Source organism: Leucobacter sp. WKLB1, assembly GCF_059696215.1.
The window spans coordinates 3,498,539-3,521,834 of record NZ_AP046115.1 but is presented as its reverse complement, the minus strand read 5'-3'; the positions used below and the strand labels follow the sequence as shown (position 1 = coordinate 3,521,834).

The 23,296-nt window shown below is 67.4% G+C and carries 26 protein-coding genes; 20 read left to right on the top strand and 6 right to left on the bottom strand.

Features of this window, described 5'->3' with window-relative positions:
- Nucleotide 1 precedes the first annotated feature (1 nt).
- From ACZF5Y_RS16235 to ACZF5Y_RS16215, 5 genes are all read left to right on the top strand, one after another.
- Nucleotides 2–889: a sugar phosphate isomerase/epimerase family protein gene (locus ACZF5Y_RS16235; protein ID WP_497533709.1), complete on the top strand. Its 888-nt coding sequence runs from the start codon at nucleotides 2–4 to the stop codon at nucleotides 887–889.
- Nucleotides 886–1,944, top strand: a complete 1,059-nt coding sequence (locus ACZF5Y_RS16230; protein ID WP_497533708.1) for a Gfo/Idh/MocA family protein — start codon at nucleotides 886–888, stop codon at nucleotides 1,942–1,944. The genes ACZF5Y_RS16235 and ACZF5Y_RS16230 overlap by 4 nt, the downstream gene beginning before the upstream one ends.
- Before the next feature lie 48 nt (nucleotides 1,945–1,992).
- On the top strand, nucleotides 1,993–2,799 hold the full coding sequence (locus tag ACZF5Y_RS16225; RefSeq protein WP_497533706.1) for an SDR family oxidoreductase: 807 nt from the start codon (nucleotides 1,993–1,995) through the stop codon (nucleotides 2,797–2,799).
- Nucleotides 2,800–2,872: 73 nt separating this feature from the next.
- The gene (locus tag ACZF5Y_RS16220; protein ID WP_497533704.1) at nucleotides 2,873–3,871 is read left to right on the top strand and encodes a Gfo/Idh/MocA family protein; all 999 of its coding nucleotides are present in this window, start codon (nucleotides 2,873–2,875) and stop codon (nucleotides 3,869–3,871) included.
- Nucleotides 3,868–4,917 (top strand): Gfo/Idh/MocA family protein, encoded by a 1,050-nt coding sequence (locus ACZF5Y_RS16215; RefSeq protein WP_497533702.1) that lies wholly within the window; start codon nucleotides 3,868–3,870, stop codon nucleotides 4,915–4,917. The genes ACZF5Y_RS16220 and ACZF5Y_RS16215 overlap by 4 nt, the downstream gene beginning before the upstream one ends.
- Here ACZF5Y_RS16215 and ACZF5Y_RS16210 read toward each other — a convergent pair.
- Nucleotides 4,914–5,252, bottom strand: a complete 339-nt coding sequence (locus tag ACZF5Y_RS16210; RefSeq protein ID WP_497533701.1) for a hypothetical protein — start codon at nucleotides 5,250–5,252, stop codon at nucleotides 4,914–4,916. The two genes, ACZF5Y_RS16215 and ACZF5Y_RS16210, sit on opposite strands and share 4 nt — an antisense overlap.
- Nucleotides 5,253–5,358: 106 nt before the next feature.
- On the opposite strand from ACZF5Y_RS16210, the gene ACZF5Y_RS16205 reads away from it, so the two are divergent.
- Entirely contained in the window at nucleotides 5,359–5,865 is a 507-nt protein-coding gene (locus ACZF5Y_RS16205; protein WP_497533700.1) for a hypothetical protein, read from the top strand.
- A 71-nt stretch (nucleotides 5,866–5,936) separates the two neighbouring features.
- Here the strand turns inward: ACZF5Y_RS16205 and ACZF5Y_RS16200 are convergent, their stop codons facing one another.
- Nucleotides 5,937–6,566, bottom strand: a complete 630-nt coding sequence (locus ACZF5Y_RS16200) for a TetR/AcrR family transcriptional regulator C-terminal domain-containing protein (RefSeq protein WP_497533730.1) — start codon at nucleotides 6,564–6,566, stop codon at nucleotides 5,937–5,939.
- Nucleotides 6,567–6,623: 57 nt separating this feature from the next.
- Here ACZF5Y_RS16200 and ACZF5Y_RS16195 point away from each other — a divergent pair, with 57 nt between their 5' ends.
- Nucleotides 6,624–6,944 carry a DUF952 domain-containing protein gene (locus ACZF5Y_RS16195; protein ID WP_497533695.1) on the top strand — a complete coding sequence of 107 codons (321 nt, stop codon included), beginning with the start codon at nucleotides 6,624–6,626 and terminating at the stop codon, nucleotides 6,942–6,944.
- Nucleotides 6,945–6,961: 17 nt separating this feature from the next.
- Here the strand turns inward: ACZF5Y_RS16195 and ACZF5Y_RS16190 are convergent, their stop codons facing one another.
- On the bottom strand, nucleotides 6,962–8,395 hold the full coding sequence (locus ACZF5Y_RS16190) for an amidase (RefSeq protein WP_497533694.1): 1,434 nt from the start codon (nucleotides 8,393–8,395) through the stop codon (nucleotides 6,962–6,964).
- A gap of 32 nt (nucleotides 8,396–8,427) precedes the next feature.
- Nucleotides 8,428–9,054 carry a LysE family translocator gene (locus tag ACZF5Y_RS16185; protein ID WP_497533693.1) on the bottom strand — a complete coding sequence of 209 codons (627 nt, stop codon included), beginning with the start codon at nucleotides 9,052–9,054 and terminating at the stop codon, nucleotides 8,428–8,430.
- Nucleotides 9,055–9,154: 100 nt separating this feature from the next.
- Between ACZF5Y_RS16185 and ACZF5Y_RS16180 the strand changes: the two genes are divergently transcribed.
- Nucleotides 9,155–9,610: an Lrp/AsnC family transcriptional regulator gene (locus tag ACZF5Y_RS16180; protein ID WP_497533692.1), complete on the top strand. Its 456-nt coding sequence runs from the start codon at nucleotides 9,155–9,157 to the stop codon at nucleotides 9,608–9,610.
- 35 nt (nucleotides 9,611–9,645) lie between these two features.
- Nucleotides 9,646–10,104: a GNAT family N-acetyltransferase gene (locus tag ACZF5Y_RS16175; protein WP_497533690.1), complete on the top strand. Its 459-nt coding sequence runs from the start codon at nucleotides 9,646–9,648 to the stop codon at nucleotides 10,102–10,104.
- A 14-nt stretch (nucleotides 10,105–10,118) separates the two neighbouring features.
- Here ACZF5Y_RS16175 and ACZF5Y_RS16170 read toward each other — a convergent pair whose 3' ends face one another.
- Nucleotides 10,119–10,658, bottom strand: a complete 540-nt coding sequence (locus ACZF5Y_RS16170) for a GNAT family N-acetyltransferase (protein WP_497533689.1) — start codon at nucleotides 10,656–10,658, stop codon at nucleotides 10,119–10,121.
- Between the two features lie 90 nt (nucleotides 10,659–10,748).
- On the opposite strand from ACZF5Y_RS16170, the gene ACZF5Y_RS16165 reads away from it, so the two are divergent.
- Nucleotides 10,749–11,252 carry a hypothetical protein gene (locus tag ACZF5Y_RS16165; RefSeq protein ID WP_497533688.1) on the top strand — a complete coding sequence of 168 codons (504 nt, stop codon included), beginning with the start codon at nucleotides 10,749–10,751 and terminating at the stop codon, nucleotides 11,250–11,252.
- Nucleotides 11,253–11,365: 113 nt separating this feature from the next.
- The gene (locus tag ACZF5Y_RS16160; protein WP_497533687.1) at nucleotides 11,366–12,472 is read left to right on the top strand and encodes an NAD(P)-dependent alcohol dehydrogenase; all 1,107 of its coding nucleotides are present in this window, start codon (nucleotides 11,366–11,368) and stop codon (nucleotides 12,470–12,472) included.
- 68 nt (nucleotides 12,473–12,540) lie between these two features.
- On the opposite strand, the gene ACZF5Y_RS16155 is transcribed toward ACZF5Y_RS16160, so the two are convergent.
- Nucleotides 12,541–13,050 (bottom strand): hypothetical protein, encoded by a 510-nt coding sequence (locus ACZF5Y_RS16155; protein ID WP_497533686.1) that lies wholly within the window; start codon nucleotides 13,048–13,050, stop codon nucleotides 12,541–12,543.
- Nucleotides 13,051–13,129: 79 nt separating this feature from the next.
- On the opposite strand from ACZF5Y_RS16155, the gene ACZF5Y_RS16150 reads away from it, so the two are divergent.
- From ACZF5Y_RS16150 to ACZF5Y_RS16110, 9 genes are all read left to right on the top strand, one after another.
- Nucleotides 13,130–14,722 carry a leucine-rich repeat domain-containing protein gene (locus ACZF5Y_RS16150; RefSeq protein WP_497533685.1) on the top strand — a complete coding sequence of 531 codons (1,593 nt, stop codon included), beginning with the start codon at nucleotides 13,130–13,132 and terminating at the stop codon, nucleotides 14,720–14,722.
- 129 nt (nucleotides 14,723–14,851) lie between these two features.
- Entirely contained in the window at nucleotides 14,852–15,889 is a 1,038-nt protein-coding gene (locus tag ACZF5Y_RS16145; RefSeq protein WP_497533684.1) for a VOC family protein, read from the top strand.
- Between the two features lie 81 nt (nucleotides 15,890–15,970).
- Nucleotides 15,971–17,656 carry an Ig-like domain repeat protein gene (locus ACZF5Y_RS16140; protein WP_497533683.1) on the top strand — a complete coding sequence of 562 codons (1,686 nt, stop codon included), beginning with the start codon at nucleotides 15,971–15,973 and terminating at the stop codon, nucleotides 17,654–17,656.
- A 38-nt stretch (nucleotides 17,657–17,694) separates the two neighbouring features.
- The gene (locus ACZF5Y_RS16135) at nucleotides 17,695–18,792 is read left to right on the top strand and encodes a metal ABC transporter substrate-binding protein (RefSeq protein WP_497533682.1); all 1,098 of its coding nucleotides are present in this window, start codon (nucleotides 17,695–17,697) and stop codon (nucleotides 18,790–18,792) included.
- The gene (locus tag ACZF5Y_RS16130; protein WP_497533680.1) at nucleotides 18,789–19,640 is read left to right on the top strand and encodes a metal ABC transporter ATP-binding protein; all 852 of its coding nucleotides are present in this window, start codon (nucleotides 18,789–18,791) and stop codon (nucleotides 19,638–19,640) included. Before ACZF5Y_RS16135 ends, ACZF5Y_RS16130 begins: the two co-directional genes overlap by 4 nt.
- Nucleotides 19,640–20,548, top strand: coding sequence for a metal ABC transporter permease (locus ACZF5Y_RS16125; protein ID WP_497533679.1), 909 nt, complete (start codon nucleotides 19,640–19,642; stop codon nucleotides 20,546–20,548). The genes ACZF5Y_RS16130 and ACZF5Y_RS16125 overlap by 1 nt, the downstream gene beginning before the upstream one ends.
- Nucleotides 20,527–21,348, top strand: coding sequence for a metal ABC transporter permease (locus ACZF5Y_RS16120; protein ID WP_497533678.1), 822 nt, complete (start codon nucleotides 20,527–20,529; stop codon nucleotides 21,346–21,348). Before ACZF5Y_RS16125 ends, ACZF5Y_RS16120 begins: the two co-directional genes overlap by 22 nt.
- A gap of 175 nt (nucleotides 21,349–21,523) precedes the next feature.
- A complete protein-coding gene (locus ACZF5Y_RS16115; RefSeq protein WP_053351512.1) occupies nucleotides 21,524–22,300 on the top strand; it encodes an amino acid ABC transporter ATP-binding protein in 777 nt (258 codons plus the stop codon).
- A 47-nt stretch (nucleotides 22,301–22,347) separates the two neighbouring features.
- Complete coding sequence (locus ACZF5Y_RS16110) at nucleotides 22,348–23,229, top strand: glutamate ABC transporter substrate-binding protein (RefSeq protein WP_497533676.1); 882 nt, start codon at nucleotides 22,348–22,350, stop codon at nucleotides 23,227–23,229.
- Nucleotides 23,230–23,296: the final 67 nt, after the last annotated feature.

Below are 23,296 nucleotides of genomic sequence, written 5' to 3'. Positions count from 1 at the left end.
CATGACCGCACGCATCGCATCCGCCCCAATCAGCTGGGGGGTCATCGAGGTTCCGAATTGGGGCCTGCAGCTGGGGCGCGAACGCGTGCTCGGCGAGATGGTGTCGCTCGGCATTACGGCAACCGAGTTCGGCCCCGAGGGCTTCCTGCCCGACGCGCCCGCCGATCGGGCCGAGGCCCTGGCTGCTGCCGGGCTCGCGGCCGTGGGCGGGTTCTTCCCGGTGGTGCTGCACGATGCCGCGCAGGATCCGCTGCCCGCCATCGAGCGCGAACTCGAAGCGTACGTCGCCGCCGGGGCATCCACGCTGGTGCTCTCAGCGGTGACGGGAGCGGAGGGGTACGACGGTGCGGCCGAGCTGAGCGATGCCGAGTGGCAGACGCTGCTTGCGAATCTCGACCGCGCGCTCGATGCGGCCGCCGCGGTCGGCGTCGTCGCGACGCTGCACCCGCACCTCGGCACCGTGGTCGAAGCTCCCGAGGCCGTCGAGCGCGTGGTCGCGGGCTCGCGCATCGGGCTCTGCCTCGACACCGGGCACTACACGCTCGGCGGTGGCGATCCGGTCGCATTCGTGCAGCAGCACGCCCCTCGCATCGTGCACGCGCACTTGAAGGATGTGAACTTGAGCATCGCCGCCCGCGTGCGCGCCGGTGAGATCGATTACCGCGAGGGCGTGCGCCAGGGCATGTATCAGGCGCTCGGCGACGGCGATGCGCGCATCGGCGAGATCCTCTCGGCGCTGCAGGGTGCCGGGTACGACGGCTGGTACGTGCTCGAGCAAGACACGGTGGTCGAGAACGACGACGATGCGGCTCGAGCGCTCGACAATGCGCGCCGCAGCGTCGCGTTCGTGCGCGCCGCCTTCGGCGAGGCTGCGGAGGGCTCGGCATGACCGCCCCCGAATCGCACGATGCGGCGCGGCCGCTGCGTATCGGCGCGCTTGGTGCCTCGCGCATCGCCGATCTCTCGATCATCGAGGCGGCCGGCGAAACCGGTGACGAGTTGGCCGTGGTCGCAGCGCGGGATCCCGAGCGCGCCCAGCGGTACGCGGCTGAGAAGGGGTTCACAGCGGCCACCGACACCTACGAGCAGGTCATCGCCGATGACAGTCTCGACCTGATCTATATCGGCCTGCCCAACGGGCTCCACGCCGAGTGGACCGCGCGTGCGCTCGACGCCGGACGCAACGTGCTCGTCGAGAAGCCGTTCGCGGCGAATCTCGCCGAGTTCGATCGAGTCGCAGCGCGGCTCGAGGGCTCTGCCGGTTGGGCCTGGGAGGCCTTTCACTACGCCGACCACCCGGGGGTGCACCGACTGATCGACCTTGTGCGCTCAGGCGCGATCGGCGAGGTGCGGGCCATCGACGTGCACATGGACATGCCTGATCCCGGAGCCGACGACCCGCGCTGGAACTTCGACCTCGCCGGCGGCACGCTCATGGATCTCGGCTGCTACGCGATCAATGCACTGTTGCTGCTCGGCGATACGTTGGGTGGGGCCGGGCTGCCGGTCGGCCCGGAGCTCACGCTCGCAGGCGCGCGAACGGAGACGTACGCCCCGGACCCGCGGCTGGATGCCACGGTCGTCGCAGAGTTGCGTCTCGGCGACGTGCCGGCGACGATTCACACGAGCATGGAGTCCGATTGGAACTTCGGTCTGCGTGTCAGCGGAAGCCTCGGCGAGGTCGTGCTGCCGAACTTCGTGAAACCGCAAGAAGACGGGCGACTCATCGTGCGCACGACCACCGGCGCCGGTGTCGAAGAGCGCGTCGAGCAACTCGGCTCGGTGTCGTCGTACACCTACCAGCTCCAGCGCATCCGCGCGGCCGTGCGCAGCGGTGAACGCGATGCCCGAGGTCTCGAGCGGTCTCGTCGCACGATGGCGCTCATCGATGACATCTACACGGCGACCGGTCTGCCGCTGCGCCCCGGCGCGCTCACCGACTGAGTCGCACAGCGCCGACTGACCACACCGACACCCAGGGGGACCACCACCATGCAGCAGTTGCTCGCAGACAAGATTCTGCTCGTCACCGGCGGCACACAGGGCCTCGGCCGTGCCGTCGCCGAGGCGGCCGCACGCGAGGGCGCGACCGGCGTCGCGATCGTTGGCCGCATCGCCGAGAAGGCGGAGGTCGCGCTCGAAGCGATTCGCACGCAGGGCGCAGTGGCCGGCACCGCGGGCTTCGACGCGATCGCGATCATCGCCGACCTCAGCGTGCCCGGTGAGGCCGAGCGCGCCGTCGCAGACACCATCGCCCGCTTCGGCCGCATCGATAGCCTCGTCAATGCCGCCGGTGCGACCAGCCGCGGCACGCTGCTCGACACCACCCGCGAGCTGCTCGACGAGCACCTGCACCTCAACATCACCGTGCCGTTCATGACGATGCAGGGCGCGGTGGCCGACATGCGCAGCCGCAAGGCTCCGGGCACGATCCTCAACGTCATCTCGATGTCGATGCACGGTGGGCAGCCCTACCTCGCCCCCTACGTCGCCTCGAAGGCGGGGCTCGCGGGGCTCACCAAGAACGCGGCGTTCGCGCACCGCTTCGACCGCATTCGCATCAACGGGCTCAACATCGGCTGGACGGCGACGCCCGGCGAGGCCGTGACGCAGCAGACGTTCCACGACGCCGACAGCACCTGGCTCGAGCAGGCGGAGGCCGCGCAGCCGATGGGCAAGCTCGGCCAGCCCGACGAGATCGCCGACGCGATCGTCTTCCTGCTCAGCTCGCGCAGCGGCGTGGTCACCGGGTCGATCATCGACTGGGATCAGAACGTGCCCGGCGCCTACGACCAGTAACGACCGGTAACCGCCAGGGCCCAGACCGGCACTGAACACTGCAGCATTACCCCACACTCACCAGAGGAGCACCATGAAGATCGGCATCATCGGCACGGGCGTGATGGGCGCCTTCCATGCCCAGCTGCTGCACGAACAGGTCTCGGGGGCGACCGTCGTGGCCGTCGCCGACCCCGATGCCGAGCGCGCGGGGGCCGTCGTCGCGGCGATCCCGGGCGCGGTCGCGTACACCGACCCGCTCGAGCTGATCACCGCCGACGAGGTCGAGGCCGTGCTCATCGCGTCGCCCGATTTCTTGCACGCCGAGCAGACCCTCGCGTGCATCGCGGCGGGCAAGCCGACGCTGTGCGAGAAGCCGCTGTCGTATTCGGTTGAAGACGCGGATCGCGTGATCGCCGCGCACCGCGCCGCCGTGGGCGAGGGTACGCCGCTAGTGCACCAGGGCTTCATGCGCCGCTTCGATCCCGGGTACGTCGAGCAGAAGCGCGAGGTCGACTCGGGCGTGCACGGGCGCCCTGTCATGGTGCACTCGATCGGCCGCGGCGTCACGACCGGGCCCGGTGCGACCGACGAGACCGTGATCTACAACTCGGCGATCCACGACCTCGACATCGTGCCGTGGCTGCTCGGCTCACCCGTCACCGAGGTGTCGTGGCATGCGCCCGAGACCCCGAGCTCGACGAGCGGCGGCCTACGCGAGCCGTTCTTCCTGCTGCTGCGCACCGCCGATGGCGCACTGTCGACCGTCGAGAACTCGCTCAACGCGCGCTACGGCTATGACATGCGCTCCGAGGTGCTGTGCGAGACGGGTGCGGTCTCGATCACCGAGCCGCATCGCGTGCAGTCGTTCTCGAACCTGGCGGCGAGCACGGGTATTCCGGTCGACTTCCGCCCGCGCTACGCCGAGGCGTACCGCCTCGAGCTGCAGGAGTGGGTGACGGCGCTGAACGAGGGCCGCGCGCCCACGCTCGCGACGGTCGAAGACGGTGCGCAGGCGACCCGCGTCGCTGCGGCCGCCGTCGCCTCGATGCACTCGGGCGGCGCGTTCGTGCGTGTGGAGGCCGGCGCATGAGCCACGCAGCCGGGCGTGTGCTGCCGCAGCCGAACGTGCCCGATCCGCGCGCGGTGGCGCCGAAGCGCTGGGCGATCCTCGGCACCGGATGGATCGCGTCGAAGTTCGTCGAGGCGCTGCAGGCGTCGACCGTGCAACAGGTTGTGGCGGTCGGATCGCGCACGCTCGACCGCGCCCAGCAGTTCGCCGACCAGTACGGCATCGCGCACGCCTACGGCTCGTACGAGGAACTCGTGGCGAGTGATGTCGACGTCGTGTACGTCGCGACCGGGCACCTCGACCACGTCGCGCACGCGAGTCTCGCGATCGAGGCAGGCAAGCCCGTACTCGTGGAGAAGCCGATGGCACCGCGCCTCGCCGATGTCGATCGGCTGGTCGAGCTCGCGCGATCCCGCCGTGTCTTTGCGATGGAGGCCGTCTGGACGCTCGCACTGCCGCGCTTCTCAGTCGTGCGCCAGGTGCTCGAGGCCGGTCTGCTCGGCGAGATCGTCGAGGTGCACGCCAACCTCGGCGAGCGGCTCGTCGACCACCACCGCGCCATGGACCCCGCGCAGGGCGGCGGCGTCATGAATGACATCGGCTCGTACACGTTGATGTTCGCGAACGAGATCATTCGGGGGCTCGAGGTGCGTGCGGCTCACGGCCGGCGCCAGGTCGTGCCGGGGGTCGAGGCTCCGGGTGCCGTCGGCGCGTTCCATGCGTTGCTCGGTGACGCGCAGGATCGCCTCGCCACCGTCAGCGCCTCCATGCTGGCGGATACGCCCACCACCGCATACATCGCCGGTACCGAAGCGACCCTCGTGCTCGATGCGCCGTTCTACCAGCCCGGCCCGGTCGAGGTGCGCTTCCACGATGGCGAGGTGCTGCGGTGGCACGAGGAACCGCTCGCGCACACCCAGTTGTTCTGGGAGGCGCTTGAGGTGGCTCGATGCCTCGACGCCGGGCTCACTGAGTCACCGCTCCGCCCGCTCGACCGCACGGTCGAGACCATTGCGCTGCTCGAGCGCGCACGTGAGCTGATGGGGGATCCGCTCGACGTCGCTTAGCTGTCGGTGGATGACCCGCCCGGCGATCCCATGAGGCCCTCGGGCATCTCGAGCTGCACGGCCGGCGGCTGGGGAGGCGCGCTGGCCGCGTTGACCGCATACGCGGTGCCGAATCCGCCGCCGAAGGCGAGGATGGCGATGCCGAGAGCTGCGACGCCGGCGCGCAAGGGGGAAAGCCAGCGCCGGCGGCTTACGGAGGTGCCCGCGAACGTTTCCCCGAGGCGAGACCGATCGACCGTGTGCTCGACCGCCGCGGTGGGGGGCGCGGGGGTCGGGAAGGAAGGGGTGGTGCGGTCGGTTTCTGCCGCGGAATCCGGGATCGCTGGGCGGGTCATGATTCGAGTGTGGGCGCCGATGCAATGCGCAGGCTATGTGCGAACTGCGCGTCGGCTCCACGGGGCTCCGCGGTGCGCGCGCAGTAGGGCCGCGTACGGTGTGTATATGGAGATTCGCGCGCGCTTGGCTCGGCGTGCGGCAATCTGCGTGCTCGGGGCAGTCGTGCTCACTGCGCTCCTTGCGGTCGCCGTCGCGCTCCTACGTACTCCGCCACCCACGCAGGCATCTCCGGTCATCACATCGTGCATTGATCCGCGTGGATTGGCGTGCGACTCGCGTGACACAGTTGTCGACTACATCGAGCAGGAAGCGTCAGTGAGGTTGCCAGGTGGCGCCGAGCTGCTGCATACGCGGTCGAATATGAACGCGTTGCAGACCGCGGCATTCGGGTTTGCAGTCTTCTCGCTGTCAGCCTCGGATGCCTACGCGACCGTCGATGGCCTCGAGCCGGGAAGCCCTGATGAATTCTCGAAGAAGTCGCAGGTCATCGCCGGACTCGGCGGAGAAAGCTTGGAGGGCACGTTCACCGGAAACGGCGTCACGTTTTCAACGCTGCAGACCGCCGACCCCGATCGGCGGTTACTGGTCGTTTCGAAGCAGTTTTATTACTGAGCGTGCGGCTGCACGGTGGCTGTCGACACGTGTGGATTGCGGTGAGGGTACAAGCCCGTTCGCAATGAAACTCAGGCGAGCGAACCGTCTGGCTTGAAGCCCAGGCCTGCCAGTGTGCTGTCGACGTGCAGTGCGACGCCAGGGCCGTCGGGCGCTTCGGTCAGGCCGAGCAGGCGCCGTCGGTGCGCTTCGCCGGTGAGCGCAGAGAAGAGGAGTTCGGCCGATGGCCTCGCCGGGTGGTCGCTCAAGCCCGAAGTCGCGTTCGGCGTCGACTCGAGCAGCGCCGCCAGCTCGTCGATCGACCGCTGCGGCCCTTCGGTGTAGAAGGCTGTGGCAACCTCCGGGTATCGCGTCGCCGCAGCGATCACGGCGCGGTGCACCCCGATCGCCTCATCGCTCAGCAGGGTCGTGACGAGAGTGGTCGCATATTCGCGCAGCGGCTGAGGGGTGTGTGCCGGATCGCCCGGCCCCGACTCCCCCGCCCCATCGTGCAGTCGCCGCACCGCCGCGCGCACCAGCCCACCGCGGTCGACGTAGTCGCGGTAGAGCGTGCGCTTGGCTACGCGGGCCTCGACCGCGACCCGGTCGAACGTGAGGGCATCGAATCCGTCGCTCGTGAGTAGCTGCGCGACCACTGCGGCGATGCGCACGCTGCGCTCGGCGCTGTCGGCCGCTGTCGGTCGCCCACGTTTTGACTCCATGGGAGTAGTCTACTCGTGAATGCTACGAAACCGTTTCATTAGCGAGGAGACGAGAAGATGACCGACCTGATTCACCACATCGCGATCGCAGACGACTGGGAGATGAGCCGTGGTTTCGGCGAGTACGAGGTGGCGACGCGGGGCACGCACCTCGACGACGCCGGGTTCATTCACGCCGCAACCGCCGAGCAGGTGCCGCAGGTGCTGGCCTCTCGCTACGCCGACATCTCGCTGCCGCTGCTCGACATCGCGATTCGGCTCGACGCGCTCGCCGCAGCGGGCGTCGACGTGGAATGGCACGAGGGCTTTCCGCACATCATGGGTGCAATTCCGATGACCCGCGATGTGGTGGCGTCAGAGTCGCCCATTGCACGCTGATCGAGGCGGTGCGACCGCTACCGCTCCATGAGCTGCGCTGCGAGCTGCAGCAGCAGCGCCTCTGACCCGGTGCGCCCGATGAGCTGCACCCCCATTGAGTGGCCAGACGGCAGCCGCACGATCGGCACGGCCACCGCGGGCAGCCCCGACACGTTGACCATCGACGTGTACGGCGCCCACTCGCACTGCAGTCGGTAGTCGCCGTCGGCGTCTTGCGCGGTGAACGCGCCGACGCGTGGGGGCAGCATCGCGAGCCCGGGGGTGAGTACTGCATCGTAGGCGCCCCACTGTGCGCGCACGTCGGATGCGAATTCGCGCAGGCGCGATCTTGCAGCCCGGTGTGTGTCGTCGCTGCGCGCGAGTGCCCGCTCACGGAACGTGCGGGTGAGTGGCATAAGGCGATCCACTGCCGCGTCATCCAGTTCGAGTCGTGACAGCCCCGCCGTCCATGACGTCGTGAATGCGTCGGGGTACCCGGGGTCGTATGCAAAGGCAGCGTCTTCGACCTTGTGACCGCGCGCTGAAAGCTGCGTGATCGCCGAAACGAAGGCTTGCTGAGCCTCCGCCGAGAGCACGATGGGGTAGACCGGTGCGAACGGCGAGACCGTGCTCGCGCCGATGCGTAGCCCGGTCACGCTGCCCGCAGCGCGCACCGCTGCCAGTGCTGGTTCGCCCGTCGCACCGCGCTGCGCATCGAAGAGCAGCGCCGCGTCGGCCGCGTCACGCGCGAGGGGCCCGGTGACGGCGAGGCGCGGAGCACCGAATTCATCGTGCAAGCTGCCATTGGCCAAGGCGCCACCGTCGAGGTCGCTCGGCACGGCGCCCAAACCGGGTTTCAGGCCGACGAGTCCGCAGGCGAGCGCGGGGATGCGGATCGACCCGCCCCCGTCACTCCCCGGCGCGACCGGCAATACACCCGCGGCGACCGCCGCCGCACTGCCGCCTGATGATCCGCCCGCGGTGCGCTCGGAATCGAGCGGGTTGCGAGCCGGCGGGGCGATGACGTTTTCGGAGTAGCCGGTCAGCCCGAGCTCGGGCACCTGGGTCTTGCCGATCGGGATTGCGCCCGCCCGCCGCAGCACCGCGACTCCGGGGGCGTCGTTGGCTGCCCGAGCGTGCGGCAGCGCGGCGCTGCCACGGGTGGTGACGAAGCCGGCGACATCGGTCAGATCCTTGAACGCGGTCGGCAGGCCGTGGAGCCGGGGCAGCGCCTCGGCGCGTTGGTCGGGAGCGAGGCTCGCGAAACCCGCGTCGGCCATCGCGGCCTGTGCGAGAGCGAGCTCGCGATCCACCGCAACGAATGCGCCCAGACCGCTCGCCACTTCTGCCCGCTGCAGCACCTCGGTGACAGCGTCGCGCGCCGAGATCTCGCCGCTGCGCAGTGCATCGCGCCAGGCGACGGCGCTCGGCACGGAGGCGACGGCGGGCGATGCGGGCGTCGAATCGGTCACCCCATCAGCTTACGAGCCGCCGCCGCGTGCGCTCAGATCAGTGGTGCGATCTGCTCGGCGAGCAGCAGCAAGCCCACGCCGATCATCATCACGCCGGTGATGCGGCTGACGATCGATCCCGCCCGTGGGCGCCCGCCGAGCACGCGACCCGACACCGTTGCGACGACGGTGTAGACAACTGCGCAGTTGAGCAGATGGAGCCCGCCGAGCGCGAGCATCTGCATCGGCTGCGACCACTCACCGCCTGGCCCAGTGAACTGCGGCAGCAGGGCGAGCAGCAGCATGACGCCTTTAGGGTTGATGCCGCTCACACCGGCGCCGCGCAAGTACTGCTGCAAGCCGCCGGTGTGCAGCGGCTCCCCGGTGACGTCGAGCGGGGCAGCCGGTCGCATGAGGGTGGTGACGCCGAGGTAGACGAGGAAGGCGCCGCCGGCCACGGTGAGGGCGGTGAGTGCGAGCGGGAAAGCGGTGACGACGGCACCGGCTCCGACCGCCACGACGCCGATGACGAGTACATATCCGCTGAGCAGCCCGAGCACCGCGGGTGCGGGGTGCTGGCGTCGGGCGCCGGCCGAGATCACGAACGCCCAATCGGGCCCCGGGGTGACGGCGAGTGCCGCAGCGATGATCCAGAACTGCCCCGCCAGCGTCCAATCCATGGCACCGTCCTCCTTTGACGCTCAGAGATTACGGCCTTCTTGGGGAAATGTGCTTCCGTTTTCTGAGTCGTTTGCGGGCCGATCTGCAAGAATCAACCGCATGGATGCGTTGGATCGCGAGATTCTGTCACGACTGCAAGAATCGGGGCGGGTGAGCGCCACCGAGCTCGCCGAGCAGGTCGGCCTGAGTCTCTCGTCGTGCCATCGCCGGGTGAAAGAGCTGGAGCGATCCGGAGTCATCGAGCGCTATCGCGCGGTGGTCTCGCCTCAGGCGGTCGGCCTGGGGTTCGAGTCCGTGATCTTTGTGACGATCGGTGTCACCTCGATCGACGTGATCACGGCGTTCGAGGCCGCAGTGGTCGAGATTCCGAGCGTCGTCGAGGTGCAGCGACTCTTCGGTGAGCCCGACTACATTCTGCGCGTGCTCACCACCGACCTCGCGGCATATCAGGAGCTGTACGACACGGTGCTCACCGGGCTGCCGGGCGTGCAGCGGCTGCAATCGACCCTCGTGATGAAGCGGGTGGGGCAGGATCGCGGGGTGCCGATCCCCTGATCGGGCGCGGGCGGTCGGCCTACACTTGCACCGACATGTCTTCGCGCCCCTCACCCCTCATCATTCGTCCGAGCCACGGCTCGGTCGAATACCCGCGGCTCGTCGAGATCTGGCGCAGCGCCGTTCGGGCGACGCACGACTTTCTCGCCGAGTCTGACTTCGCGAGCATCGAAGGCAGGCTGGCGACCGCGTACTTTCCCGCGGTCACGCTGCTCGTCACAGAGCGCGACGGTCAGGCGGTCGGTTTCGCCGGAGTGCTCGACGGCAACCTCGAGATGCTCTTCGTCGCCGATGAGTGCCGAGGCCAGGGGGTCGGCAGCGCCCTGCTTGCGGAGTCGATCACTCGGTACGGCATCACCGCGGTCGACGTGAACGAGCAGAATCCGGGCGCGACAGCGTTCTATCTGAGCCAGGGGTTCATGCAGGTGGGTCGCAGTGATGTCGACGGGGAAGGGAAGCCGTACCCCATCTTGCATCTCGCGCTCGCCGGCTGACGCGGCGCACCCGATCAGTGCAGCAGTGCTTGATACAGATGGTGATCCTGCCAGGTTCCCGCAATCTTGAGGTACTTCGGTGCGTACCCGATCTGCTCGAACCCGGCTTTCGCGAGCACGCGCTGCGATCCAAGATTGTGCACCAGCGTGCTTGCCTCTATGCGATGCAAGCCGAGCTCGATGCGTGCCCAGTCGAGCAACGCGCGCACGGTGGCTGTGGCGAGCCCGCGCCCCTCTGAGTCTTGGTCGACCCAGTAGCCCAGCCCGGCGCTTTCGAACGGACCATGAACGACGCCGGCCAGATTGAATCGGCCCACGATCTTCCCTGACGAGAAGAGTCCGAAACTGAAGCCGGTACCGGCTTCGCTGGCAGTGATGCGCTGACCGATGTCTTCCCGTTGCCAGGCTGCGGTGAAGAACTCTTCAGACCGTGTGGGCTCCCAGGGGGCCAGGTGATCTCGATTGCGCACGTACGCGCGGGCCAGCGCGTCGGCGTCGTTTCGATGCAGTAGGCGGATGTCGACGCCGAGGGCGGGGGAGCTCGGGGAACGCATGCGTCGAGCCTAGGTGGTGTGGTCACTCTTCCACCGCGCGCCGCCCTCGTGCCGGAACACGCCTGAACTTGCCCGGCTATTGTCGTCGGCATGGGTGAGCATGCGAATCACACTGGTCGCCGAGAGGTGATGCCGCTCCGTGTGCCCCGACGCATCCCCGCGGGCGCGCTCATCGCGGTGATCGTGCTGCTGCCGCTACTCGCCCTCGTGGGTGCCGGTGTATGGGTGCACTCCGCGAACAACGCGGCAGCGCAGCAGCTCGAGTCGCGGGTGCAGCAGTTGCCCGTACCTCCAGGCGCTGAGGTCATCGATTCAGGGTGGGCGGCGCAGCGACTGTCGGGAACCGGCAACGGCATGCAGTACGCCGGCGCGCTCTTGATCCGTAGCCATTTGGGTCTTGCTGATCTTGAAGCGGTCTACGCTGACATTGATCCTGATGCGCAAGTGATCGCAACGGTTGACCCGCGTATCGAACGATCGACTCTGCTCTTCAGTGATCTCCATGACCTGGATGAGGCTGACCTATTCATGGTGATGCTGCGCGACGAGCCGCCGGGCGGCTCGATCCTGCAGCTCGACCTGCGATCTCGCTGATGGTCATTGCTTGCTCCCTGTGAGTGCTCCAAGGCTTCGCCGGGTGATCCCGATGTGGGTATACGATCAGGCTTGGGTGCCCCGGAGCCGAGGCTCCCAGGAAGGAAACCCTGATGACTACGAACGCTCGCGCCGCGGTACTGCACGAGGTGGACGGACCCTTTGTGTTCGAGGACGTAACCCTCGACGACATTCGACCGTCCGAGATTCTGGTGAAGATCGTCGCGACCGGTCTGTGCCACACTGACCTCGCGGTGCAGCACGGGCACATTCCCGCCGCGTTGCCGTTCGTGCTTGGGCATGAGGGCGCCGGCATCGTCGAAGCGGTCGGCGACGGGGTGACCGGGCTCGCTGTGGGCGATCGCGTGGCAGTCTCGTTCGCCTCGTGCGGGCACTGCCGCAACTGCGTGACCGGCAAGGTGGCCTACTGCCTCAACTTCATGGCGCTGAACATCGCCGGGGTGCGCGCCGATGGATCGACCACACTCACCGCTGCCGACGGCTCGACGGTGCACGGCTCATTCTTCGGCCAGTCGTCGTTCGCGACGCACGCAATTGTCGACGCCCGCAACGCGGTCAAGCTGCCTGCGGACGCACCCGTCGAGCTCGTCGGCCCGCTCGGCTGCGGCGTGCAGACGGGCGCAGGGACTGTACTGAACTCGCTTGAGGTGCCTGCCGGCGCTTCAGTGATCGTGGCTGGAACTGGCGCGGTTGGGCTCTCCGCCATCATGGGTGCGGTCGTCGCCGGGGCGACCACCATCATCGCCGTCGACATTCTGCCCGAACGCCTCGAGTTCGCGAAGCGACTCGGAGCCACGCACACGATCGACAGCCGCACCGAGAACACGGTCGAACTCGTGCAGCAGATCACCGGCGGTGTCGGTGCTGACTTCGCGGTCGACACGACCGCGGTACCGGCAGTCGTCGAGCAGCTCGTGGGCGCAACCGCATTCGGAGCGAAGATCGCTGTGGTCGGTGTGCCGAAGCCGGGTGTCGAGATTCCGCTCGGGCTCGTCTCGGGCTCGGGCAAGACGCTCGTCGGTGCGATCGAGGGCGATGCGGTTCCGCAGACCTTCATTCCTGAGATGCTGGCGCTGCACGCTGCGGGCAAGTTCCCCTTCGATCAGTTGATCACGCAGTACCCGTTCGACCAGATCGAGCAGGCGATCGCCGACACGCAAAGCGGCAAGGCGGTGAAGGCCGTTCTCGTAATGCCGTAAGAACGGGGAGCGGCGGCGGGGTGAGTCACCCGCCGCCGCAGGTATCCCGAGGTGAAGGGATCGTCACTTTACTCGTGGGTAGCGAGCCAGATATGGTCGACGCCGTCGACGACCGCGACGATGGCGAGATCTTCGTGCAAATCGTTCTCGCTGAAGAGCTGCGTGGCGAATGCGTGCACGCCGAACCGGGTGAAGAACCACTGGCTGAGCTCTTGCGATCGCACATCCTGCCAGGTGAAAAACACCCCCTGCTTCTTGTCGCGGCGCTTGTAGGTCGCCTTTTCATCTGCCCTCGTCAGAGACGGGGGCAGTGCGCTGGTGACCGCCGTGAATGCCGCGCCGACGTTCGCGGTATCGGAGTCCGCGTCCCAGATGAGGTGCACCAAGAGCCCGGTTCCGGTGCCGCCTGGGGCACGGAGTGCTCGATGCGCGAAAACGCTGCGTTGCTCTGCGCGCTCCCAGATCTCCGCTGCTCGCGCGGCTTGCTTCTTGGCTCCGAATACGCGTGGTTCGTCGCACAAAGCGAGAAATGTGTCTTTTGAGTGCAGCCCCGAGGCCACCGCGGCGTAATCGATCATGACATCCCCCTGGAGTATTTTAGATATTCAGCGTAGTATACAGAATGTTAAGTACGTAATTCGAGCGGGATGGACGCACATGGAACAGAATCAGGGCGCCCGGAGGCGGGCAAAAGGTGTCGCTTCGAGTGCGGCTATCGTCGGCGCATGCATCGCCGCGCTCGGGATTGGAGCGGCGCCCGCGAGCGCGGTAGATGTCACCTTCCCTGATGCGCATTTCGCAGATTGCATCAATGACGCTCTCGGGCAGCCGGCCGGATCCACGATCACCGACGCCCAGGCGGCGAGCCTGCCGGTGCTGAACTGCAATTTCCGCGACATCGCAGACATTACGGGTGCCGACGCGCTCACGGGCACGACCGAGTTGATGCTCAGCGTGAACAACATCACCGACATCTCGCCGGTCGCAAGCCTCACTGGGCTGCGCACGCTGCACTTCTCGAACAATGCGGTGACCGATGTCTCATCGCTCGCAGGCCTCACCCAGCTGACGAATCTGAGCATGGGGTTCAACCAGCTCAGCGGCATCAGCGCGGTCGCTGGCCTGACGGAGCTGACCGACCTTGACTTCCAGCACAACCCGAACGTCGATCTCTCGGCGGTCTCCGGTCTGACCAAGTTGACGTGGCTCTCGGTGACGAACATTGACGGTGCAGACCTGACTCCGCTCAGCGGTCTCACCGAGCTGACGTCGCTGATCATGATGTCATCCGGGGTCACGGACATCGCTCCGTTGGCGCCGCTCACCAAGCTGAGCGTGGTGTACCTCGGTTCGAACTCGATTAGCGACCTGTCGCCGCTGAGCTCGGTCGCGGCAGCGGATCCGAGCGAGCCCGGCCACTTCATTGACGCGACCGGGCAGTATTTTGCAGTGCCAGACGGGGTCGTGGGTGTCACTTCGCACACGCCCATCGTTGGACTCGACGGCCAGCCCGTTCCCGTTTCGGTCTCAGGCGATGTTGTGGCTGATCCCTCCGGCCTGAGCTGGGTGCCGACGGCGCCGGGATACATCTCGGCGGGGTGGGCGATCGATTACGCTGCGGGCGCGACACACTCCTTCAACGGCTCCTTCGTGCAAAGTGTTGCGGCCGCGCGGCCCACGACGCTCGTCGACGACGCGGTCAGCACACCCGCGCAGACCCCGGTGACCGTTGATGTGCTCGCCAACGACGGCGCGACGGGGGAACCCGCACTCGACCCCGACACTCTGACGCTGGTCGATGTCCAGGGTGATCCTCAGTCGCTCGTTACCGCCGACGAAGGAACCTTCGAGGTGTCGAACGGCCAGATCGTGTTCGCGCCGGCTGCCGGATTCGCTGGTGTCGCTTCAGTGACGTATCGGGTCACTAACGCAGATGGGATCACGGGCGACGCGACGCTGACGGTCACGGTTGCTGCAGCGGTCGATGCTGATGCGGAGAGCGACGCTGGGGCGGCGGCGAGCGGCAACGCCGATTCGGGCGCAACGGCCGCGGCCGATGGGGCCGACGCAGCAGCGAACGGAGGCCCCGCAACGGCGAGTACCTCGGTTGCCGGTGCGACGACGGTCTCGCAGCAGAGCCGACTCGCACAGACAGGCGCGTCGAACGGCGAGATGGCCTGGATCGCGGGCGCTGCGCTCCTGCTCCTCGGTGCCGGTGCGTTCATCACCCGCGTACGCACCCGGCACTGAGCTGCCCTCGAGCGTGTGCGCCGTGCTCAACCCGAATAAACGGTTAAGCACGGCGCACATGGTTGTTCGATGCCGCTTCACCCGGCTTTCCCAGGAATGCGCGTCGATGAGTGAGAGTTGCCACTTGATATGGCCACTTCTGCAGCCCGCTCTCGCAAGCCCCTCATCATTGCGCTCATCGTCGTCGCCGCATTGGTCGCGGCCGGTGCGATCACCTGGATTGCGATCGCGCAGTCGGCGAGCGCACAAGGCGACGCCCGACCCGTCGCCGCGCTGCCCGACGAGACGCACATGGGTGTGGTCGAGATCGCGGTGCACGATCTCGAAAAGGTGCAGCAGTACTACATCGACGCGGTCGGCCTGCGGGTGCTCGATGACGAAGCTGACGCTGACGAAGAAGCAACTGGGGGCGGCGTGCTGCTGGGCCTCGACGAGCCGATCCTGCGCCTCACGCCCGACGACTCGGGCGAAGCCGGATCTACCCTCACCGACCCCGGGCTCTATCACACGGCAATTCTGTATCCAGATGCGCCCGCGCTCGCCGCAACCATTCTGAACGTCGCAACGGTCGCCCCCGACACGTTCCAGGGTTCGGCCGACCATGCCGTGAGCCAGGCCTTCTACTTCCTCGACCCCGAAGGCAATGGACTCGAACTGTATGTCGACCGGCCTCGCGACGAGTGGAAGTGGCAGGGCGGCGAGGTGCAGATGGGGTCGGAGGCGCTCGACCCGAACCAATTCATTACCGAGCACCTCGGCACCGACGCCGACGCCGACGCCGACGCGATCGACGAGGCCGCGCCCGATGCAGCGACGATGGGGCACGTGCACCTCAAGGTCGGCGACTTGCAGCAGGCCGAAGACTTCTACGCCGGCGCGCTCGGCTTCGCGGTGACGTCGCGCGCCGACGGTGCGCTGTTCTACGCCGCGGGCGGCTACCACCATCACCTGGCAACGAATGTGTGGCAGAGCGAGGGCGCTGAGACGCGCACCAACGCGACGGGGCTCGCGGGCTTCACGGTCACGCTGCCCGATGCGGCCGCGGTCGATGCGGTTGAGGATCGCCTGGCCGATGCCGGCTATACGTCCCAGCGCAGTGATGATGCGCTCACCGCGTGGGATCCGTGGGGCAACGCGGTGCACCTGGTCGTGGGGTCAGCGCAATAACTACCTGATTCCTCGTGATTGTCTACGCATTGTTATTCCGATTGCTAGGCACGCGGCCGTCTGCGGCTTAAGCTCTCGAGTATGCGTGTGAAACTCGGGGCAACCCTGTTGGCTGTGGCCGTTGCGACCTTGGGACTGCCGGTCGTGGTTGCCGCGCCGGCTCAGGCGGATGCCGCGTGCACCGTCGACGCCGGCGTCGCCACCTGCGAATTCGCGTTCACCGGCGCGACGGAGCAGTGGACCGTGCCGACCGGCGTCACCTCTATCACGGCCGACGTCTTCGGGGCCGCGGGTGGAGACGCGACGCAGTGGAACAACATGGTCGGCGGTCGGGGCGGCCGGGCGACTGCGGTGCTGCCGGTGCAGCCGGGCGACGTGCTCAACTTCACGGTCGGCGGCGTGGGAATCTCGAATGTGCTCTGTGAGCCCGGTGGCGTCGCCGGAGGGTTCAATGGCGGCGGCCGCACGTCGGCCAAGGGCTGTGCGAACGCCAGCGGTGGCGGTGCGAGCGATATTCGTGTGGGCGGCGCGGGCCTGGAGCACCGGGTGCTCGTCGCCGGCGGTGGAGGCGGGTCCGTTGCGGTTACCAACTCGCAGTACGGCAACTTCATCGGCGGTGCTGGTGGTGGGTTGGTCGGCGGTGCCAAGGTCGTGAGCATTGCGGGCGACGGCGCCGGCGGCGATCAGAACGGCGGCGGGAGCGGCATGCTCGGCATCGGCGGCGACGGGCGCGATACCACTTCATCTGACCCGCAATCGCCGGGAAGCGGTGGCGGTGGCGGTGGGTACTACGGTGGCGCGGGCGGCGGGCCGGGCTACCTGACGGTGTGGGGCACCGCCGGGGGTGGCGGATCGGGCTATGGTCCCGCCGGCACGGTCTTCGAAAACGGGGTGCGCGACGGAAACGGTCTCATCACGATCACGTACAACACGGCGGCTTCTTCAGTAGCGCTCGGCACCTCGAGTGAAGAAGTCTTCGCTGATGAGACGATCGATCTGACGGCCACTGTAGAGGCTGATGCCACGGTCGGCGACCTCGCCGGTACGGCGCGGTTCTGGGCGGGCGAAGAGATGCTCGGTGAGGTGCCCGTCTCGAGCGATGGCCGCGCCGAACTGCCTGGCGTGCAGCTTCCCGTCGGCGAGCATGCGCTCGCCGTGGAGTACTCCGGCAACGCGGGTGTGAACGGGTCGCGTTCGGCTGAGACCACCGTGACGGTGCAGCAGCGGGTCGCGACGGTGACGTTGTCGCTCGATCGCGCCGGCACGAAGGTCGGCGAGACGGTGCAGATGAGCGCGTCGGTCGCTCCCGCCGAGTTGACGGGATCAGTCGAGTTCTTCGCGAATGGCGAGTCGTTGGGCAGTGCGCCGATTGAATCGGGCGTGGCAACGCTCGCGATCGCCTCGCTCCCCGAGGGTAGTTACGTCATCACGGCGCGATATTCCGGCAACTCGGTGTTCGCGATCTCGACGTCGCAGCCGGTATCGCTCGCCGTGGCGCCGGCGCCCGTGGACCCGATTGATCCCGTCGATCCGGTCGAGCCGACGAAGCCCGCGGAATCCGGTGCCGAAGGCGCCCCGCCGACCACCGTCGTGACAACCTCGGCCCCGGCGGTCGCAGAGAGTGCTGCCAAGCCGCGGCTCGCGGCCACGGGTGATGCGCACGGCGCATCCGTTGCCGCGGCGCTCGCGATGACGCTCTTGCTGCTCGGCGGCACCGCGGTGGCCGCGGCACGAATGCGATCACGAGGCGACGCAACATCTGAGTGAGTGTATAGTGATACTCGTTCTCATTTAGAAAGTGTGTCATGACTCGTTACTCACGCCCCCTCAAGCCCGTCCTCCTCGCCAGCGCAGCGCTCGCCTCGCTGCTCGCGCTCACCGCCTGCAGTGGCGGCGCCACCGCGGATTCGGGAGACGGCGGCGGGGGCGGGGGCCTCAAGGTCGTCGCGACCACGACGCAGCTCACCGACTTCACCGGTGAGGTGGGCGGCGACGACATCGAACTCACTGGGCTGCTCGCTCCGAACGCCTCGGCGCACCACTTCGACCCGAGCCCGGCTGACCTGCTGGCGCTCGGCGAGGCCGACGTGCTCGTCGTCAACGGCGCGGGTCTGGAAGGCTTCGTCGACGATGCGGTTGAGGCCTCAGGCTTCGACGGCACCATCATCACCGCCGCTGATGGCATCGACCTCGACGAGGCGAAGCAGATCACCATCGCCGGTGGCGGCTTCGTCGACGATCACGATGACGAGGAAGAGGGCCACGATCACGCGGCCGAAGAAGATCATGATCACGCGGAAGAGGATCATGATCACGCCGAAGAGCCCGGCGACCTGAACCCGCACATCTGGACCTCGCCGAAGTTCGCCGAAGGCATGGTGAACGAGATCGCGAAGGGCCTCGAGCAGGCTGACCCCGATCACGCAAGCGATTACCAGCAGCGCGCCTCGGAGTACACCGACAAGCTCGCCGACCTCGACACCTGGGTCGCGGCCGAGGTGGATCGCGTGCCCGCCGCCGAGCGCCAGTTCGTGAGCGGTCACGACTCGATGCGCTACTACCTCAACGAGTACGGCATCACGTTCGCCGGGTCGATCCTGCCCAGCTTCGAAGACAATGCCGAGCCGAGCGCCGCCGACATCGATGCGCTCGTCGCCTCGATCAAGGAGAACAAAGTCAAGGCAGTCTTCGTCGAGTCGTCGATGAGCCCGAAGCTCGCCGAGACCATCGCCGCCGAGGCGGGCGTGCAGGTCATCGATGCCGAAACGCTGTACACCGACTCCCTCGGCGCCCCCGACAGCGACGGCGCGACGTACATCGGTGCGACCGTGCACAACACCCAGACGATTCTCGATGCCTGGGGCGTGAAGGCTGACGCCGCGCCCGATAGTCTGCAGGGATGAACCCCGAGCACGACCCGCAGCACTGCGCAGTGCCCGCAGCGACCGACGCCGCGCCCCTCACCGGGCGCGGCGTCGCGCTTGCACTGGCCGGTGCGGCGTTCGGGTATGACGGCGTTGCGCGAGTCGAGGGGCTCACACTCGAGGTGCCGACGGGAGCTGCGGTTGCACTGATCGGGCCGAACGGCTCGGGCAAGTCGACGCTGCTGCGCGGCATTTTGGGGCTCGCAGATCGCACGGCCGGCACGGTGCAGGTGCTCGGTGAGGCTCCGGATCGCGCCCGCCGACACATCGGCTCACTGCCTCAGGCGGATACCCGCGACGCCACCCTGCCCATAACGCTGCGCCAGGTCGTGACAATGGGCCTGTACCGCTCGCGCGGTGCGCTGCGCCCGATCGGTCGTGACGGTCGCGCGGCCGTCGGCGATGCCATGGAGCGGGTCGGCCTCGGCGCGTTCGCGTCCCGTCGTTTCGGTGAGCTCTCTGGCGGGCAGCAGCAGCGCGGCATCCTGGCCCGTGCGCTCGTCTCCGACCCCCGGTTGCTGCTGCTCGACGAGCCGTTCAACGGCCTCGACCGCGAGAATCGCGACGTGCTGCTGCAGCTCGTGCGCGAACTGCGGGCCGAGGGGCGCACCATCATCGTGTCGACGCACGACCTCGAGATCGCGCAGGAGGCGTGCACCCACGCGCTGCTGCTCGCGAGCGGGCACCATCCCAACCAGCCCGGGCACCCAGCCGCGTTCGGGTCGGTCGCCGATGCCCTCACGCTCGATGCCGTGCAGCACGCGTTCCAAGACACGACCGTCGAACTCGATCAGCACACGGTGACCACGACACGGGAGACCGAGTGATGTCGGTCGATCTGCTGACGGCCCTCCATCTCGCGCAATCCAGCCCACTCGACATTTTCGCGCTGCCGTTCATGTGGCGGGCCCTGGTGACCGTCGGCATCTTGGCGGTCGCGGCCGGCGTCGTCGGCCTCTTCATCAGTTTTCGCGAACTCGAATTCGTGAGCGACGGCCTCGTGCACTCCGTGTTTCCCGGTCTGGTCGTCGGCTCGATGATCGGGGGCACCGCCTTGCTGCTGCCTGGTGCCGTGGTTGCGGCGATCCTCGCTGCCGTGCTCTTCACCGTCATCGAGCACCGCGGCGGAGTCGGCGCCGACGCCGCGATCGCGGTCGTGCTCACCGGCCTGTTCAGCTTGGGAGTCGTGCTCGTCTCTCGGCAGGAGGGCTACGTCGCGCAGTTGCAAGAGCTGCTCTTCGGGCGTCTGCTCACGGTGACCGAGACGCAGCTCTGGCAGATCCTGCTCGTCGCCCTCATTGCGGTCGCAATCGTCGGGGTGACGTGGCGGGCGCAATTGTTCCGTTCGTTCGACGCGGCCGGTGCCGAAGCCGCGGGCTTCCGGCTGCTGCGCGCCGACCTCACGTTGGGCGTCGCGGTCGCGCTGCTCGTCGTCGCCGGGGTACAGGCGCTCGGCGTGCTCATGGTGATCGCGCTGCTCACCGTGCCGATGGCGGCCGCGCGCCTGCTGACGCGCCGCTTCGCGCTGCTCATTCCGATCGCGGTGCTGCTGCCGCTCTTCGTCGGGGTGGCCGGACTCTGGATCTCGTTCGAGTGGTCGACCACCGGCGGCGCGACGGTCTCGCCGGGCGCGGTCGTCGTGCTGCTGCTCGTCGCCGCGTACGTGCTCGCCGCGCTTGTGCGCTGGGGCGTCGGCGCAGTGCGGAAGCCGGCGTGGAAGCCGGTGCGCGCATGAGCTACTTCGCGCTCGCCTCGCTCGAGCTCGCGCTGCTCGGCCTCCTCTCCGGGGTCGCGGGCACCCTCATTGTGCTGCGCCGTCGCTCGTTCTTCGCGGTCGCGCTGAGCCACGCGACGTTCCCGGGCGGTGTGGTGTTCGCGCTGCTCGGCTGGAACCTGCTCATCGGTCAGGCGCTGTTCGCGCTCGTGCTGGTGCTCGCCATGACCCTGCTCGCGAAGATTCCCGGTCAGGGGCGTCAAGTGACCAGCGGGGTGGTGCTGTCGTTCGGGTTCGCGCTCGGTACGCTGCTCGCCGCACTCAACCCGGGCCTCGGCGTGCCCGTCGAGGCGCTGCTCGTCGGCTCACCGCTCGGCGTCAGCGTCTCCGACGTGACCTCGACAGCCGTGGTGCTCGTGGTGTCGCTCGTGCTTGCGGCCGCGTACGGCCGCCGCATCCTCTTCCACACCTTCGAACCCGTCGGATACGTGGCCTCGGGCTACCGCACCTGGCCGGTCGAACTCGTCGTCACTGGCATCATCGCCGCCGCAGTGGTCGTGGCGATGCCCGCGGTCGGGGCGATCCTCGGCGTCGCCGTACTCATCGCGCCTGCTGCGGCCGCGCGGGTGCTCACCGATCGCGTCGAGTGGATTCCGGTGCTCTCGGCAGTGCTCGGCATTGCGGGCAGCATCGCGGGTCTCTGGATCTCGCGCGAATACTCGGTCGCCGCCGGGGGATCGGTCGGTCTGGTGCTCACCGCCGTGTTCCTGCTCTGCGTCGCATTTCGCGCCCTCAAGCCGCGATTCGCGCCAGCACGGTGACGGCTTGGTAACGATTGGACCGGCCGCAGGCACAGCTCTAGCAGCGAGTCGACGCTTCCCCACGCCGTCCCGTCCGTTCCCCAACTTCATCAGGAGTTTTGTAGAACCCTAGTCGGCTTTGTGCGGCGAGCACAAGACCTTTCGCACGGCTCGGCTCTCTCAGTACGATCGCCGCATGGGAGAGACGACAGCGGTCAGAGTGGTCCGCGACGATCGAGAGCCACTCGTCATCATCAACGAAGTCAACAAGCACTATGGCGATCTACACGTGCTCAACAACATCAACACCCAGGTCGGCCGCGGTGAGGTCGTCGTGGTACTCGGGCCGTCAGGGTCGGGCAAGTCGACGCTCTGCCGCGCGATCAACCGTCTCGAAACCATCGACTCGGGCACGATCACCATCGACGGCGAACCGCTGCCCGAAGAAGGCCGGGACCTCGCGACGCTGCGAGCCGACGTCGGCATGGTGTTTCAACAGTTCAACCTCTTCGCGCACAAGACGATCCTGCAGAACGTGACGCTCGGGCCAATGAAGGTCCGCGGCCTCTCGCGCAAGGCCGCGGAGGAGAAAGCGATGGCGCTGCTCGATCGCGTGGGCATCGCGAACCAGGCCCAGAAGCTCCCGTCGCAGCTCTCGGGCGGACAGCAGCAGCGCGTCGCCATCGCTCGGTCGCTGGCGATGGACCCCAAGTTGATCCTGCTCGACGAACCGACGTCGGCACTCGACCCCGAGATGATCAACGAGGTGCTCGACGTGATGATCGGTCTGGCGAACGACGGCATGACCATGGTCGCAGTGACCCACGAGATGGGGTTCGCACGGCGGGCCGCCGATCGCATCGTGTTCATGGCCGACGGGCAGATCGTCGAGGAGGCGACGCCCGAGCAGTTCTTCACCGACCCGACGACGTCGCGCGCCAAGGACTTCCTGTCGAAGATTCTCGGCCACTGACGCCCCGATTCCCACGAACCAGACTCAACGCAGAGAAAGCAGGAATCATGAGATTCGCCAAGTACGCAGCAGTCATCGCGGCAGCTGGAGCTCTCGCCCTCACAGCGTGCGCTTCAGGATCGCCGAACGACGCCGGGGGAGACACCTCGGCACCGGCACCCGCCGAAGACGTCACCTTCGACGAAGGCACCACGATGGCGAAGCTCCACGACGCCGGCAAGATCACGATCGGCACGAAGTACGATCAGCCGCTGTTCGGCCTCATGAACCCGACCACCAACAAACCCGAGGGCTTCGACGTCGAGATCGGCAAGATCATCGCCGCAAAGCTCGGCCTCACCGAAGACCAGATCACGTGGAAAGAGGCCGTGTCGGCCAACCGCGAGCCGTTCATCGAGAAGGGTGAGGTCGACATCGTCGTTGCGACGTACACGATTAACGACGACCGCAAGCAGGTCATCGACTTCGGCGGCCCGTACTACATCGCCGGTCAAGACCTGCTGGTACTCTCGGGCAACCCCGACGGCATCTCGGGCATCGACGACGTCAAGGGCAAGAAGGTCTGCTCGGTCACCGGCTCGACCTCGGAGGAGAACCTCAAGAAGGAAGGGGTCGACGTGCTCGCCACCGACACCTACTCGAACTGCCTCGAGCCGCTGCGCTCGGGTGAGGTCGTGGCGGTATCCACGGACAACGTGATTCTCGCCGGCCTCGCCGACCAGAACCAGGGCGAGTTCGAGGTCGTCGAGAACCCCTTCACCGAGGAGCCCTATGGCATCGGTTTGAAGAAGGGCGACGACGACTTCCGCGGCTTCATCAACGACACGCTGCAAGAGTCGTTCGATGATGGCGACTGGGCCGCAGCTTGGGAGAAGACGGCCGGCAAGGTGCTCTCGACGCCTGAGCCGCCGAAGATCGACAACTACTGATCGTTCACGGTCACCTCGCGATGCCGGTACGGCACTCGCGTCCAGTCAGTATTGAGTCGGCCGGGGG